At 36.6% G+C, this 15,288-nt stretch carries 11 protein-coding genes and 1 tRNA gene; 5 read left to right on the plus strand and 7 right to left on the minus strand.

The window, feature by feature from the left end; all coding sequences use genetic code 11:
- Nucleotides 1-80: 80 nt before the first annotated feature.
- From glmU to ACFIJW_RS02550, 4 genes are read right to left on the minus strand one after another with little or no spacing between them, the layout of a single operon-like run.
- Nucleotides 81-1,430, minus strand: a complete 1,350-nt coding sequence (gene glmU, locus ACFIJW_RS02535) for a bifunctional UDP-N-acetylglucosamine diphosphorylase/glucosamine-1-phosphate N-acetyltransferase GlmU (protein ID WP_375633179.1) — start codon at nt 1,428-1,430, stop codon at nt 81-83.
- A 14-nt stretch (nt 1,431-1,444) separates the two neighbouring features.
- Nucleotides 1,445-2,230, minus strand: a complete 786-nt coding sequence (locus tag ACFIJW_RS02540; protein WP_375633180.1) for a cytochrome c biogenesis CcdA family protein — start codon at nt 2,228-2,230, stop codon at nt 1,445-1,447.
- 46 nt (nt 2,231-2,276) lie between these two features.
- Nucleotides 2,277-3,266 carry a carboxypeptidase regulatory-like domain-containing protein gene (locus ACFIJW_RS02545; RefSeq protein WP_375633193.1) on the minus strand — a complete coding sequence of 330 codons (990 nt, stop codon included), beginning with the start codon at nt 3,264-3,266 and terminating at the stop codon, nt 2,277-2,279.
- A gap of 39 nt (nt 3,267-3,305) precedes the next feature.
- On the minus strand, nt 3,306-3,629 hold the full coding sequence (locus ACFIJW_RS02550; RefSeq protein ID WP_375633181.1) for a HesB/IscA family protein: 324 nt from the start codon (nt 3,627-3,629) through the stop codon (nt 3,306-3,308).
- Nucleotides 3,630-3,737: 108 nt separating this feature from the next.
- On the opposite strand from ACFIJW_RS02550, the gene ACFIJW_RS02555 reads away from it, so the two are divergent.
- The 3 genes from ACFIJW_RS02555 to ACFIJW_RS02565 all read left to right on the plus strand — a co-directional run bounded on the left by ACFIJW_RS02555 (nt 3,738) and on the right by ACFIJW_RS02565 (nt 9,396).
- Nucleotides 3,738-4,940, plus strand: a complete 1,203-nt coding sequence (locus tag ACFIJW_RS02555; RefSeq protein WP_375633182.1) for a deoxyguanosinetriphosphate triphosphohydrolase — start codon at nt 3,738-3,740, stop codon at nt 4,938-4,940.
- A 30-nt stretch (nt 4,941-4,970) separates the two neighbouring features.
- The gene (gene argS / locus ACFIJW_RS02560) at nt 4,971-6,728 is read left to right on the plus strand and encodes an arginine--tRNA ligase (RefSeq protein ID WP_375633183.1); all 1,758 of its coding nucleotides are present in this window, start codon (nt 4,971-4,973) and stop codon (nt 6,726-6,728) included.
- Nucleotides 6,729-6,879: 151 nt separating this feature from the next.
- Complete coding sequence (locus ACFIJW_RS02565) at nt 6,880-9,396, plus strand: SPOR domain-containing protein (RefSeq protein WP_375633184.1); 2,517 nt, start codon at nt 6,880-6,882, stop codon at nt 9,394-9,396.
- A 177-nt stretch (nt 9,397-9,573) separates the two neighbouring features.
- On the opposite strand, the gene ACFIJW_RS02570 is transcribed toward ACFIJW_RS02565, so the two are convergent.
- The gene (locus ACFIJW_RS02570) at nt 9,574-9,849 is read right to left on the minus strand and encodes a hypothetical protein (protein ID WP_375633185.1); all 276 of its coding nucleotides are present in this window, start codon (nt 9,847-9,849) and stop codon (nt 9,574-9,576) included.
- A 305-nt stretch (nt 9,850-10,154) separates the two neighbouring features.
- Here ACFIJW_RS02570 and ACFIJW_RS02575 point away from each other — a divergent pair, with 305 nt between their 5' ends.
- Nucleotides 10,155-11,261 carry a branched-chain amino acid aminotransferase gene (locus ACFIJW_RS02575; RefSeq protein WP_375633186.1) on the plus strand — a complete coding sequence of 369 codons (1,107 nt, stop codon included), beginning with the start codon at nt 10,155-10,157 and terminating at the stop codon, nt 11,259-11,261.
- Between the two features lie 105 nt (nt 11,262-11,366).
- Here ACFIJW_RS02575 and glpX read toward each other — a convergent pair whose 3' ends face one another.
- Both glpX and ACFIJW_RS02585 read right to left on the minus strand, forming a co-directional pair.
- The gene (glpX, locus tag ACFIJW_RS02580; RefSeq protein ID WP_375633187.1) at nt 11,367-12,353 is read right to left on the minus strand and encodes a class II fructose-bisphosphatase; all 987 of its coding nucleotides are present in this window, start codon (nt 12,351-12,353) and stop codon (nt 11,367-11,369) included.
- A 143-nt stretch (nt 12,354-12,496) separates the two neighbouring features.
- Nucleotides 12,497-13,813, minus strand: coding sequence for a homoserine dehydrogenase (locus ACFIJW_RS02585; protein WP_375633188.1), 1,317 nt, complete (start codon nt 13,811-13,813; stop codon nt 12,497-12,499).
- Between the two features lie 1,254 nt (nt 13,814-15,067).
- Between ACFIJW_RS02585 and ACFIJW_RS02590 the strand changes: the two genes are divergently transcribed.
- Nucleotides 15,068-15,142, plus strand: a tRNA-Glu gene (locus ACFIJW_RS02590).
- Nucleotides 15,143-15,288 lie beyond the last annotated feature (146 nt).

Here is a 15,288-nt window from a genome sequence, read left to right on the forward strand (position 1 = left end):
ATGGAGTACGGCAATCTTTAAGAATAAACATCCTATCCATCGTTAGATTAACACGAAACAAAGGAATAGACTGAAAATAATCATTTTTTCTGTTTGTTTTCTAACAAGCGCTCTCGAAATTTTGTCGCATAGCCCTCTTTTATAACCTGTCGTGCACGCCCAAAAGCCATACTGTTCATAGGAATATTTTCAGTAATAACACTTCCTGAAGCAACATAAGAGCCATCCCCTATTACCAATGGGGAAACAAGTGCCGTATTAGACCCAACAAAAGCATGATCACCAATTATGGTTTTATATTTGTTAAATCCATCATAATTACAAGTAATCGTACCAGCTCCAATATTGGTATGTGCACCAATTTCGGCATCACCAATATAACTTAAATGATTGATTTTAGAAGATTCTCCTACCTTAGCTTGTTTGACTTCACAAAAATTTCCAATCTTTACGGACTTCGCCAACTCTGTTCCTGGACGCAAACGTGCATAGGGACCAATCTGTGCATCCTTACCAACCACAGCACCCTCGAGATAACTAAATGCATGAATAACAGCACCAGATTGTACTTTCACGCTTAATCCAAAATAAACATTTGGTTCTATCACCACCCCTGGTTCAATTTCTGTATCATAAGAAAAATAGAGTGTTTCTGGTTTTAAAAGTGTAACACCCGATAACATTAAATCGCGCGCTTTACGTTTTTGCCACAAAGAATCAGCCTCAGAAAGCTCAAGACTGTTGTTAATTCCTACAATATCTTCAAAAGGAACTTCAACAACACGCACATCTAATCCTTCGCGTATTGCAAGAGCAGCAATATCTGTTAAATAATATTCTTTTTTCACATTGTTATTACCAACCTTCTCTAAAAGAGAAAGTGCAAGTTTTCCACGCATAGCGAGTATTCCACCGTTACAAAAAGAAATCTTTTTTTCTTCATCGCTAGCGTCTTTTTCTTCTACAATTGCGATCAATTGACCATTTTTCTCGAGAAGACGCCCATAACCTGTTGGATTTTGGGTATGAAAACCTGCAAAAACAACATCTGCTCCATCAGCAAGCTGTGCACGCATTTGGTTCAATGAATCTTGCTGAATGAGAGGCGTATCCCCAAAAACAATGAGAACATCATCCACTTCCTTTTGCAAAGCTAAACGAGCAGATAAAACAGCATGAGCTGTTCCTAAACGCTCTTTTTGTTCAAAAATCATCGCATCTTTTACAAATGACTGAACAACGTGCGTAACCTCCTTAGCACCAAATCCCACAACGACTGCTAATTGTGAAGAGCCTGCCAATTCTATTTGTTTTAGAACATGGCATATAAGAGGCAATCCAGCAATTTTATGAAGTACCTTAGGCAGAGACGATTTCATGCGCGTCCCCTCACCTGCAGCAAGAACAATAGAAAGACAACTTCTAACCATAGAAACACATAAGACTAACGAGAAAATCCAAAAAAATTCATAATATCGTGCCAACGAATATCTTCAATATAACTCAACGAAGGATAATGTTCTAAAAGCCAAAATGAAAGATCCTGCATAGAGCCTGTTAAAAACAAAATCCCTGTAAGAATAAGAAAAACACCAATAATTTTTTCAACTTTTCCTAAATGAATACGAAAAGCTCCTAAAAATCGCATAAAACTGCTCGAAAATAAAGCTGCCAAAATAAAAGGAATAGCAAGACCTAATGCATAAACCGCTAATAGAACAGCTCCCTCTCCCACAGTTTCTTTTGTTCCAGCAAGCGTTATAATAGGGCCTAAAATGGGGCCAATACACGGTGTCCAACCAAAAGCGAAAGCTAACCCAATAATATACGCGCCTAAAGGACCAGAAGGTGTTTTTTTGGTCTGAAAACGCGCTTCACGGAATAAAAAAGCGATCTTGAAAATCCCCAAAAAATTTAAACCAAAAATAATAATGACAATTCCAGCAGCAAGGGCGAACCAATCACGATAATAACCGATGAATTTCCCAATTGTGCTAGCACTGGCACCTAAAGCAACAAAAACAGTCGTAAACCCGAGAACAAAAGCAATAACAGAAGACAATAAAGCCCACCGTACAAAGACTTTCTCATCACGATTTTTTGAACGAAAATCATCAATACCAACACCTGCCATATAGCAGAAATAAGGAGGAACTAATGGCAAAACGCAGGGCGACAAAAAAGAGAGTGCCCCAGCAAAAAACACACCAACTGTTGAAATTTCAATCAAAACTCATACCCCGTCTCTCATCATAGTTTACCCCCATGAACAACAATCAATCCACATCTTCATCAATTCGTTGCATATTTTGCTCATTCGCCACCACACTTATATCTTCATCATGACCAGAAACGACTGAAAAAACTTTTTGATAGATTTTATCTTTATTTTTAGCAATTGCAATATACTCTCCCTCCGCTAACACGAGTGAAACATAAGCACCAACTGTTTCATAAACGATATCACCAGAATCATTGGCAAGAGACCAACTTGTATCTGCAAGCGCTTCCCCTCCTTCTTGTCGTACCAGCTTTAAGACAATCTGAGCAGCCTGATGTTCAAGGGTAACTTCTGTCATTTTACCAGCATCCACTTGAATATCCGAACGAGCCGTCGCATTAATAGAACCATAATGGGAAGCAACATGGTAGCGGCCAGCTTTTAAACGCACAACTGATTGGGGTTTAACATTTGATAAAATCACCCCCGTATCATCATTTTCTTTTTCATCCTCATAAATGGTAAAACGTAATTCCTTTTCATTCATTACACCATTGAGCAGTGTTGCATTTAAAATGACTCCACCAGCCTCAAGATTAAAGTTTTTTACAAGACTCTGTCCATTTTTTAAACGAATATGGCGCACAGCACTCATATGACCAAATGAGACATGAACAAGATAATTTCCTGGTTCGAGATCAAAACGCGCACTTCCCCCCTTATAGGTTGCCACTAATGGTAATTTATTATCAATCCCTAGAATAGGGGCATAAACCCGCCAGACAAGCCCTTTTTCAATATCCGGATGACTATTTGTTAATCGAGCATTCAAAATGAGTTGTGTTTGAGATGCTACATTTTCTTTTTCCTGCTCTTGAGACTTTACAATAAAACTCCTTGATTGTCCCTGCTGCTGATCTTTCCCTTCTCCTTCTTCAGAAAAAGCACAGTGGCTCCAGATCAATAAAGTAAGCACCACGCACAACCATACACATCGGTGCACTATTTTTATAAGAATACCCATTCTCACATTGTTGACCAACATGATATTTTTTTCAAGAAACAATATCACAAAGCCATCATTTTAAATTGAAAAACTCACACCACAACCACATGATGAAACAGCATTGGGATTGTGGATTTGAAAAGACTGCCCCATAAGATCATCAACAAAATCAATCTCAGCTCCTTCCATGAAAGGAAGTGATAGTAAATCAATAAACACAACAGCCCCATCTTTTGTGAGAACGAGGTCATCTTTACACATTTCAGAAACCAAGTCATATTTATAAGAAAAACCAGAACACCCACCACCTTCAACAGAAATACGCAATGCTATTTTATCGGGTTCACGCAAAAGTATCTGTGCAATTTTTTTGGCAGCAACATCTGAAATTTTCACATTCATTTTATATATCCTTGCATTAAACCATCAAGAAAGAGTATCCCATACTCAAAGAGCAGTTTATTTGTCATAAACCACTCTCAATTTTAAGATGATAATGGGCAACTTGCAATGGATATAGGCAATATCAACTTTAATTACCAATCTCGAGCAGTGTACAGTGCTCATCCGCAAACAAGCCGTGGTAGATTATTCCATGAAACGATGAGTACCACACGCTCACCTTTTCAACGAGATAGAGATCGTATTATCCATTCTAATGCATTTCGACGTCTTAAACATAAAACGCAAGTATTTATTGCTGACGAAAGCGATCATTATCGTACTCGCCTAACCCATTCCATAGAGGTCTCTCAAATTGCAAGAACATTAGCCCGTGCCCTTTGTCTTGATGAAGATCTTGCCGAAGCCATTGCCCTTGTTCACGACTTTGGACACACGCCCTTTGGCCATGCTGGAGAAGATGCACTTAATGAAGCCATGGTACATTATGGCGGCTTTGATCATAATGCACAAGCATTACGCATTGTCACAAAACTAGAACAGCGCTATGCAAATTTTGATGGACTTAACCTTACATGGGAAACCCTCGAAGGACTTGTAAAGCATAATGGTCCCCTTTTAGGTCCTCACGCGAAGAATAAGGAAGTTCCTATCGATATTTTACAATACAATGCAGAGCAAGACCTTGCACTCGATTGTTTTGCAGGACTAGAAGCGCAATGTGCTGCTATTGCAGATGATATCGCATACAATGCGCATGATATTGATGATGGTCTACGTTCGCAATTTTTAACACTCGATCAATTTGAACATGTTTCACTAACAGCAACAATATTAAAAGATATAACAGATGAGCATCCCCACCTCGACCAAGCGCGTCGCGGTTACACACTTGTACGAAGACAAATAACAACCATGGTTGAAGATGTTATCAAACAATCACAAGAAAATTTAGCACGCATCAAACCAACAAGCATAAACGATATTCACCAAGCAAAACAAACTATTGTCACCTTTTCACCGACAATGATCGTTTATGAAAAAGAACTAAAAAACTTTTTATTTAAAAATCTTTACTACCATGAACAAGTTCTTAGTCGTCGCAATGCAGCAAAATGCATTGTACAAAAATTATTCAATTGTTATTATGAAAATCCAAATACAATGCCTGAAAGTTGGCAGAGCAAAACAGTGCACTTAAAAAATCAAGAGTTAGCACGTTTGATTGCTGACTTTCTTTCAGGCATGACAGATCACTACGCTCTACGTGAATATCACCGTTTATTTGACCATACAGATAATTTCGTCTAATGGCTTTTGGCATCATCATGGAAGCTAAATATGAATATCTTTAAAAACTTCGAAAAAAAAATTAAGAGATCAATTGAATTATCTGATATAAAAGGAAAAAATGGAGAAGATCTAGATTTATCAAAAATCACTGTTGATCCTCCGCGTGATTCCTCCCATGGTCATTTATCAACCAATGCTGCTATGGTGCTTGCAAAATCTATTGGAATCAATCCACGTGCACTTGCAGATAAAATCATAGAACTTCTTAAAAATGATTCCTCTATCGAAAATATAGATGTTGCCGGTCCTGGTTTTATAAACATAAAGCTTACAAAATTATTTTGGCAAGATGCTATAAAATCCATGCTTGAATCAGGCACTTCTTATGGTCGTATTCCAATGGGACAAGGAAAACGCGTCAATGTTGAATATGTCTCAGCAAATCCGACAGGACCAATGCATGTAGGACACTGCCGCGGAGCGGTTGTTGGGGATGTTCTCTCCAATTTGCTACAATTTACGGGCTATAACATTACGAAAGAATATTATATCAATGATGCTGGTCAACAAATCGAAGTCCTCGCCCACTCTGTACTATTGCGCTATCGTGAGGCTCTTGGGCAAGAAATTAATGAAATTCCAGAAGGGCTATATCCTGGAGAATACTTGATACCATTGGGACAATCACTTGCTCAAGAGTTTGGTGACCAACTCCTCACGATGGATAAAGATGAAGCCTTATCTCTTGTGAAAGAACGTGCAATTCATGCAATGATGTCCATGATTCGCGAAGATTTGGCTGCTCTTAATATTTATCATGATATCTTTTTCTCTGAGCGAATGCTTTATGCAGATAATGCACGCGCCATTCGTAACACCATTAACGACCTCACTTTAAATGGTTATATCTACAAAGGAAAACTCCCCCCTCCCAAGGGACAAAATACAGAAGATTGGGAACCAAGTGAACAAACTTTGTTCCGTTCAACAAATGTTGGTGATGACCAAGACCGTGTTTTAGTCAAATCTGATGGTTCTTACACTTATTTTGCTGCTGATGTTGCTTATTTTCGGGATAAATTTAATCGTCATTTTGATGAAATGATTTATATTCTAGGCACAGACCATGCTGGCTATGTAAAGCGGCTAGAGGCAATGGCAAAAGCAATTTCTGGGGATAAAGCTAAATTAAGCGTCTTCTTATGTCAATTGGTAAAACTTTTTCGCAACGGTCATCCTGTACGCATGTCAAAAAGAGCGGGATCTTTTGTCACTCTACGGGATGTTGTCGAAGAGGTTGGGCGTGATCCTGTGCGTTTTATGATGTTATACCGTAAGTGTGAAGCACCTCTTGATTTTGATTTTGCAAAAGTAACAGAACAATCAAAAGATAACCCCATCTTTTACGTACAATATGCAAGTGCACGTTGTCACTCAGTCTTTCGTCAAGCACAAGAAGCGCTTCATATTAAAAACTTTTCAAATGATACATTAATCGCCCATCTTCATCGATTAACAGATGACCATGAAATATTGTTAATACGCAAACTTTCTGAATATCCACGTATCATTGAACAGGCCGTCGTTCATAAGGAACCGCATCGATTAGCGTTTTATCTTTATGACCTTGCTTCCAGCTTTCACACCCATTGGAATAAAGGGAGTGAAAATCTCAATTTACGCTTTATTCAACCTGATGATAAAGAGTTATCCTTTGCAAGATTGGGGTTGATACAAGCTGTTATCAATATTTTATCATCAGGACTTACCATCATAGGAGTCGAAGCACCAATAGAAATGCGTTGAAAAAGTTCTATAAATACATACAATAGGTACTCTATTGATAAACTTTTTCATGTATCCTTGCATGAGAGGGGGAAAATTTATAATTTTAATATAACAAATCAAAATCAACCATTGATTGCACGCAGATGCAAATCACCATGTGAGAAAAGCTATGAGCGATAACGATCGCAAAAATCTACACGAAACAAAACACGATCATGAACACCATGATCCTTTGGAAAGGCTTACGCGCATTTTTAATCCGCACAAACAAAGCGGAAACCAAAATGAGCAATCTTCTTTACAGACAGATCGATCAACATCTCACCCCGAAACATCATCCCATGATGATGATTTTGATTTGTCCTTTCTAGAAGAGGAACTTGAAAATAATTTAGCACATGACTTACCGTTTGATGATCAAAAAAAACAATGGGACTTGCGTGCAACCAGCAACGCAACAGCCTCAGATATTGCACAAACTGTTTCTTTCAACCATTCAAAACAAAATAATTTATCTGAAGAGAAATATTCTTCACCTAGCAGTCATGATGAAGAACAAATTTTAGATGAGCTTTCTCCATTACCAATCCCAAAGAATCAATCCCCTCAAGAGAAAACAACAGCAACCAGTGCTGATCCGTTTCTTAAAAAAAGTAACCTTATTTCACAATCAGAATCAGAAAATTTCTTTTTTGATAAATCTGAAAGGCGCGAAAATAAGAAAGAGATTCCAGAATCTGTTGAACAAACCAATCGTTTTTCACAAACAAATTCACAACAGCCTAAAACTACGGATATACAACAAACTTATGATGACAATCAAAACCTCTATGACACTCCTGTAAACCATCCCTATAAAATTTCAGCTGATCAAGAAAATTGGATCAAAAAAGATTATCCTGATGTCTCCTCTTCTACAGAGGCAAATGAGTTTTTCTCATCTTCTAATCTTATGTCAGAAAGACAAAACACTGCAAGAAATCAAACAAGAAGTACCTTCTCCTCACCTTTAGATTCTCCACCAGTTGATAGACAATCTTATTTAAAGGGGGCTTTACAAGAAGATCATACAACCAATTATCCTCATTTTTTTGCAGAAAACCCCTCACAACAAAAAACTTATGGCGAAAAAGTTCCGATATATGATGAGGCTCGAGCCCAATACATCAATAACGCCGAAGGTGCCTCTAACCCAAATAGAGAAATTTCATATAATGAAAATAATTTAGATGAGTTTCTTTCCTCATCCCCCTCTTTAAATACAAAACAAACGGATGGCTTTTTTGCCCATAACTATACGCACAGAGATACTCCCCCTCCCAATGTTGATACTTATAAATTTTCAGAGGAAATCGTAGAAAAAACTGGTCCTATTATGGTTCCAGAAGTCCCGTATGAAGCGCCAGAATATGATGTGCCAACTAGTGGTGGTTTAGAAGAAGAATTTGCTGATGTACTTAATGTAGGAAATGTCCCAACGGATAATTTTTCTCAAAAACAACAGAAAAATGAAGTTTTTAGTGAAGTTTTTCATCAGTCTATGCAAAATTCAAAAGAAGGTGTTTATGTAAACTCTAAAGAACAAAATTCCGACTATTTTTCTTCTGACAATATGGAATATAATTTTCCCCCTTTTAGCGAGAATTCATCATATACAAGCTCAGATGAGGTTCCCACGCATCCACCAGCTCCCCCTCCCTTAAAAAGTTTTATTTTTAGTAAAACTTTCGTTAAAGGTATTTTTATACTTATTTTAATAGGAATTGGGTTTTCTGCTTATTCGCATTTTTTTATGCCATCACAAAAAAATGAAGAAACGGTCATTATCCACGCTGATAATACGCCTTTTAAATTCAAACCAGAAACAACTGAAACGAAAAATGATGTTGCACATAATTTAGATATCTATAAACAAACAACTGAACAAAATGAGAAACAAGAAAATACACAACAATTTCTTATTGATAACTCTGAACAACCTGAAAATTTAAAAGAATTAAACCCTGAAGAATCTTCAAACATTTCCTCATCGTCTTTAAATGAATCTGATGTTGAAGATGCAGTCACAGAAGCTATAAATCATACTATTCCAATGCGAGAAGTACAAACTGTTATTGTCAATCAAGATGGTACAGTTACACTAGCCCCCGCGCATCAAACAAACAGCAAAACTGCTGCTCAATCTGAAGAAAGCATTGATCAAGCTTCTAATGAACTTCAAGATTCGTCCCTTGTTTCGTCGCATAATTCTGATATAAACGACCAAGAAAGAGATCATGATCTTAAAAATAATATTGATAAAATAATCGCAGAAAATAATTCTAGCTCAAATATTGAAGAAAAATTTATCCCTATTCCTTCTCATGCAGAAAGAAATACACAAGTTGAAACACCAGCCGCGTCTCGCCCCATATCACCAAACAGAGTCGCAGCACAAAATTCAGAAAGTTATTACGTACAACTTGCATCTCAGCCAACGCATGAGCTCGCTAGAAGTTCTTTAAAAAATATGAAATCTAAATTTGGATTCCTTATCGGTGCCCGTTCTTTAAATATTCAATCCGCTTTTATACCAGGAAAAGGCACTTATTATCGTGTTCGGATTCAAGCACAAGACCGTAATGAAGCCATAATCCTTTGTGAATCCATTAAAAGTTCTGGTGGAAGCTGCTTCATCACACGCTAAACCAATAATGCAACGGTTTTAACAACCGTTGCATTATTTATTTCCATACCATTTAATTACTTATAAAAAACTTCAGAAATTAAAATCGTTCCTCTCTTTTTTATGTCTTTGTGCTGACTTTATTCTTTAGTCTACGTCGATTTTCGCTCTATCTAAAAGATTATATTTATGAAAAAATCACTCCGTACCCTTATAGGTATAAGGTACAGGAGGAAGCGAATTTAAATCTTTTTTGGGCGTTGTTACACTTTGGCTTGTTTCTGGAGTATTATAACGCGAACTATGTTCAGGAGATTTTGCAAAAAAAGATCCTAAAAAACCAAAAACAAACCATAGAATAACGACCGCAAGAAGAATAGCAAAAATACCCTTAGCAATTGAAACACGTTGTTCACTATCTCTTCTTTCTGCTGCCATACGTTCTTCATATGTGTGATAATTTTTATCAATCATAGTAGATTCCTTTTCTCAATTCCCTTACCTTTTAATTTCTAGAAAATATGCATATATGAAATTATTCAGATACTTATTGTGAGAAAACGATAATTATAGAAAAAAGTTCCAGCTTACTTCATAAAGTTGAGAAAAAGAGGCGAGAGTAGAATTAAAATATCTATCATAGCCTTTGAATTCTATAATAAACTCCTTTGTGTTCTATAATAAAACATTGACACAAAGGTTTTGTTAATAATAGAGTTGTGATCAAAATATCTCATTATTTTTATTAATAAAAAGAAACATACTCAAAAGGTTTTTTTATGAAATCTCCTATATCGTCGCTTCCCTTTAAAATAGAAAAACACCCATCTCCTCTGTCAGAAGAAAAATGTGAAGAAATTTTAAAAAGTTCCGGTTTTGGTCAATTTTTTACAGACCACATGTGTACTATTCAATGGACTGAAGACAAAGGCTGGCATAATGCCATCATTTCTCAATACAAAGCTTTAAAAATTAACCCTGCAAGTACCGTTTTACATTACGGACAGGAAATTTTTGAGGGTTTAAAAGCATATCGTGCAAAAGATGGACGCATCTTGCTCTTCCGTCCTGATGCCAATGCACAACGCTTTATAGAATCAGCGAGGCGTTTAGCTATGCCAGAATTGCCAAAAGATATTTTTCTGGATGCCGTTCATCAATTAGTAAAGATTGATCAAAAATGGGTTTCTAATCATCCCAACGCTAGCCTCTATATCCGTCCATTTATGTTTGGCAATGAAAACTTTTTGGGAGTCCGCCCTTCTCAAGAATATCTTTTTTGTATCATAGCCTCTCCAGTTGAATCCTATTTCAAAGGAGAAGAAAAATCTGTCAATGTATGGATTGAAACAGATTATAGCCGCGCTGGTCCAGGGGGCACAGGCGCTGCAAAATGTGGAGGAAACTATGCAGCAAGCTTACTGGCACAAAAAACTGCAACTGAAAATAATTGTAGCCAAGTACTCTTTCTTGATATGATTGAACATAAATGGATTGAAGAACTTGGTGGTATGAATGTCTGCTTTATTATGGCAGATAGTACACTTGTAACCCCTGCGCTTAACGGCACTATTCTTCCAGGGATAACTCGTGATTCAATCTTAAGGTTAGCTCAACAAATGGGATTAAAAATAGAAGAGCGTCCTTATTCTTTTGCAGCACTTCAAGAAGATGCAAAGAGTGGACACCTTAAAGAAGTCTTTGCTTGTGGTACAGCTGCCGTTGTCACATCAATTGGTCGTTTTAAATATAAAGGGGGAGAATTTATTATTGGAAATGAAACAGTTGGAGGAGTTACAAAGCAGCTTCGTACACAATTGGTTGGCCTTCAAAAAGGGAACATAGAAGATAAAAATGGCTGGGTTCATTCTGTCCAGCTCTCATAATAATAAGATATTCTCATATCTATAAACGCTTCCATAAAAATAGATTCATGGAAGCGTATTTCCTAGAAAAACTCCCTCTATTTTTAATGACGAAAAAAGAAAGCATTAATCAAATTTTGAATGATCTCTATGCTGCGCTTTAATATTACGGACTGTACCCGTATGGGAGCGCATTATGAGAGTTTCCGTTTGAATGTAACGAGATGTAAATTTAACACCAGAAAGCATATTGCCATCTGTCACCCCTGTTGCTGCAAACAAAACATCACCCTTTGCCATTTCTTCCATTGTATAAGCTTTATTGGGATCACTAATCCCCATTTTAGCTGCACGAGCAACTTTCTCTTCTGTATCTAGCAGCAAACGACCTTGCATCTGTCCTCCAATACAGCGCAAAGCAGCAGAAGCTAAAACACCTTCAGGTGCTCCCCCAATCCCCATATAGATATCAATACCTGTTTCTTCTGGATCAGTTGTATCAATAACAGCAGCAACATCTCCATCCCCAATCAAGCGAATCGATGCCCCTGTTGCACGTACTTCATTAACCAATTTTTCATGACGAGGTCTATCCATAATACAAACAACAATCTGATTAACAGCCACTCCTTTAGCCTTCGCAAGAGCATGGATATTATCGGTAGGACAAGCATCTATATCTACTACTCCCTTTGGATAACCAGGACCAATAGCAATTTTTTTCATATAAACATCAGGAGCGTAAAGGAGATTACCTTTTTCAGCAATTGCAATTACTGCCAAAGAATTGGCAATATTTTTAGCACAAAGTGTTGTTCCCTCTAGTGGATCAAGTGCAATATCGATCGCCAACCCACTTTGAAGACCTACTTTTTCTCCAATATAAAGCATAGGCGCTTCATCCCGCTCACCTTCACCAATCACCACTGTACCATCAATAGGCAATCGATTAAGTTCCTGCCGCATTGCATCTACAGCAGCCTGATCCGCAGCTTTTTCATCGCCACGCCCGCGCCAGCGTGCAGCAGCAACAGCAGCACGTTCAGTAACACGTACCAATTCAAGCGTCAAAATACGATCAAGTCCATTTAAAATCTTCTGAGTTGTGGGCATATGAAAAAATCCTACCGAATGAATACCAGAAAAAATATGAGTCCTTATTAAATACTAAGAATAAAGTTTTTGGCAAAGATGAAAATTTTCCACAAGAAACAAAAGAACTCAAGCTTGCCTTTTTGTCATTATCAAGAAAGTTATCAATTCTCTGCCATAGGCTCAATACGAATAAATTGAGATTTTGCAACAAGATGTCCATCTTTTTCAATTTCTGCAAGTGCCTGTCGTACATTCACCTCTGTTGTTTCATGCGTAATTAAAATAATTGTTTTTTCAATTTGATCTTCTACAAAAGATCTTTGAACAATCGACTCCAATGAGATGTGATTATCAGCCATATGCCTTGCAACCGCGGCAAAAACACCAGTACGATCATGAACATTTAAACGAATAAAATAACCCCCTGCATGATGCGAAATACGTGCTTTTTTATGAGGAGTAAGTTCTAATGCTGGACGTCTTAAAACAGGTGCATACTGAAAACCAGAACGCGCTTTTGCTATATCAGCCAAATCACCAATAACGGCTGATGCTGTTGCCATTCCTCCGGCGCCAGGACCAGAAAACAGTAATTCACCTAATAAATCACTTTGAATAGAAAGAGCATTGGTTACGCCATTTATCTGTGCAATCATTGAAGATGTTGGTACCATTGTTGGATGAACGCGTTGCTCTATTCCAGAATCCGTTTTTAATGCAACTCCTAAAAGCTTAATCCGATACCCTAATTCATCAGCTGCTCGAATATCAATTTGCGAAATATTATGAATTCCTTCAACATAAACATCATCTAACGAAACAGCTGTTCCAAATGCCAAGCTTGTCAACAAAGCTAATTTATGAGCAGTATCATTTCCCTCAATATCAAAACTTGGATCTGCTTCAGCATATCCAAGTCTCTGTGCATCTGCTAAACAATCTTTAAATGAAAGACCTTCCGTAAACATGCGTGTTAATATATAATTACAGGTTCCATTGAGAATACCATAAATTCGCGATATCTGATTACTGACAAGTGATTCTCTCATCGCTTTGATGACAGGAATTCCCCCTGCAACAGCTGCTTCAAAATGAAGAAAAACTCCTTTTTTTTCTGCAATTATAGCCAGCTCTACTCCATGTCGAGCAAGAAGGGCTTTATTGGCTGTTACAACATGATGTCCCGCCTCAAGCGCTCTCTTAACAGCGGTGTACACCACATCCAATTCACCACCAATTAACTCTACAAAAACATCAATCTCATCAGAAGCAGCCAACTCCACGGGTGAATCAAACCATTTTATATCACTGAGATCAATTCCACGATTACGGCTTTTATCGCGCGCACTAACAGCAACGACTTTGATGAATCGCCCACATTGACAAGCTAAACTATTCGCTTTTTCACATAGAGCTCGAACAACTGAAGTACCAACCGTACCAAGTCCCGCAACACCAACTTTTAAAGCTTCTGCCATTATTAACCACTGATCCCTCTCTTCACTGAAAAATCGTTTAAATGATGTGCCAATCAACACAAAGAATACTTACATCCATAAGAACAAAAGAAATACCCCGCTCTATTCACTTCATGTTCTCCAATAGAATTATTCCCGCTTGTTCAATCAACATTCCTAAAAATATAATATTTATTGTCTTCAAAGATTTCAGAATCTTTATAAAATATCTAATTCAGAATGAAAATCTGTAAAACTGATAAATGCAAATTGCCATAAAGAAAAGTTCTAAAAAATAATCAATAACAAGTTAAAGAATATTAAGGACTTAGTAAGAAAGAATAAAAACATCTCTTCTAAATTAACAAATACGGAACAAAAAACATTCTTTCATATGAAAAATTAAGAGAATGGATAAAACAAAGTAGATCAGTAAATAATAACACATTTCTTCCTACCATTCCATAGTTTGAAATATAAATCTTTAATGCAAAAATCTTAATGCACTTATATATCAAAATAGAACCTTACATTAAAGTAAAAAACAAGACTTAATATGTGCACACCATAATTCTGAAATATTATAAATATGGAGAATAAATTTGCAAAACTCAAATATTTTACCTAAACTTACTGCCACCTCTTTGAAAAACTAGCGAATTGAAATGACAAAAATCTCAATCTACCCTTTACCCATGCTAATTCATTTTCAAATAAATAACCTTCTCAACATGTGAGGGAACAAATGAAGGGGTTTTAATTTTAAATTCCTTATAAACATGTAAAAGTAAAGATAAGAAAAATATTTTTAATATATTCTGTAAATAATTGCTTTAATATTTTTATTTTCATCATACAGAATCCATTTATATTTTTTAAAATAAAATTAATCTATGGTTTATGCCTAAAAAAACTTTTGTATGATTGGTATTATTTGCTAATTTGGTAATAAATATTTGTTTTATACTTCATAAATTATACAGTTTTTTGCTTTATGATAAGCTCAAATGAGAAATCTTCTGTATAAAGGCTCTTTCTAGCAAGTTAAATAATATTCTCATGTACAAGCAAAGATAACAAACGATAAAATATGCAAAAAATAAACACACTTAAAATAATGTTTTGATCATTTTTGCCTACTAGTCAAACTGAAAAGAAACAATCCAAACAGGAATTGCTCAAAAATTATTCAATAAAACACACTTTTTTCAAAAAAAATGACACAGAGGGCTTGCGAAGTAAAAAGATCCTCTCTATAAGCCTCATCAATGGTTTGCGCCCATCGTCTAGCGGTTAGGACATCGCCCTTTCACGGCGGAAACAGGGGTTCGATTCCCCTTGGGCGTACCATGTTTCTTTTTTATGTACATAATCTATTGATTTTATATATCTTTTTTAAAGTACGGGATACGTGGATAAAAGTTAGGGAATAGGATTTTCTAACATTTGTCTACAACAGTAGCATTTTCTTTTCTTTGCGCTTCGCTAATCATCTC

The sequence above is a fragment of the Bartonella sp. MM97QHHN genome (assembly GCF_042194285.1).
Taxonomy (GTDB): Bacteria; Pseudomonadota; Alphaproteobacteria; order Rhizobiales; family Rhizobiaceae; genus Bartonella.